Raw genomic sequence first — 1,190 nt, 5'->3', positions numbered from 1 at the left:
GATCGGGATTGGGATCTCATCGAGTTGATGGGTGAGGCCACGCGCTATGAGTCGATGTCCACCGCGCAGCGGTTGTTGGCGGTGGCGGAGTTGTATGAGCGCCGTCAGGGGGCGTTGGCCGATCTGGATTGGTATGTGGTCGATTACTGTGCCGCGGTGGCTGCTGAGGTGTCGGCGGTGCAGAACATCAGCCATGCCCGTGCGGTGGGGCAGGTGCAGTTTGCCTGCACGCTGGCGCATCGGCTGCCTTCGGTGGCCAAGGTCTTTTTGCGCGGCACGATCGACTACCGGATGGTGTCGACGATCATCAACCGCACCGACAATGTCGAGGATGCGGTGATGCCGGAGTTGGATGAGGCGATCGCGCGGCATTGTGAGAAGTGGATGAAGTTCTCCAAGCCCAAGTTGCGCGATCGGGTGGATCAGTGGGTGGCCAAGTTCGACCCGGCCGGGGTGCGTATTGCGCCCAAGGTCGATGAGAACCGGTATTTCGAGGTCGACGAGGCTGGGCCGGGGATGGCGTTCGCGTCGGGTCATGTGCGTGCCACCGACGGGGCCGCGCTGGATGCGCGGTTGGATGCGTTGGCGGCCACGGTGTGTGAGCACGATCCGCGCTCGCACACTCAGCGTCGCGCCGATGCTGTGGGCGCGCTGGGGCGCGGGGAAGCCACTCTTGCCTGCCGGTGTGAGCGTGAGGACTGTGCCGCGGCGGCAGGGCAGGTGTCAGTGACGACAGCGGTGATTCACGTCCTGGCCGAACAAGCCACGATCGATGGGTCCAGTGACGCGCCGGGGTATCTGCGAGGGTTCGGGATCCTGCCCGCCGAGAGTGTGCGTGAGGTGGCCAAGAACGCCACGCTCAAACCCCTGACCGTGCCGACCGGTGTGGCGCCCGATTCGGGGTATCGGCCCAGCGCGAATAACAAGGAGTTCATCCGGTGGCGGGATCTGACGTGTCGTTGGCCGGGCTGCGATAAGCCGGTCGAAAAGTCCGACATCGACCACACGGTGCCCTGGCCCTATGGGCCGACGCATCCGTCGAACACCAAGCATTACTGCCGGATTCACCATCTGATCAAGACGTTTCACACCGGAGCCTGCGGTTGGAGTGACCGCCAACTGCCGGACGGCACGATTGTGCTGACGTCCCCGAGCGGGCACACCTACACCACCGAAGCTCACGGCGCGGC

1 protein-coding gene is annotated in these 1,190 nt (G+C 64.5%); it reads left to right on the top strand.

The window, feature by feature from the left end:
• Positions 1 to 1,190, top strand: a 1,190-nt coding sequence (locus tag CSQ99_RS30605) for an HNH endonuclease signature motif containing protein (RefSeq protein ID WP_218014633.1), incomplete at both ends; no start/stop codon positions are given.

The sequence above is a fragment of the Mycobacterium neglectum genome, assembly GCF_002591975.1.
GTDB lineage: Bacteria > Actinomycetota > Actinomycetes > Mycobacteriales > Mycobacteriaceae > Mycobacterium > Mycobacterium neglectum.
Note: the sequence above shows the minus strand (reverse complement) of the source record. Positions and strands in the feature narration are given on the sequence as shown.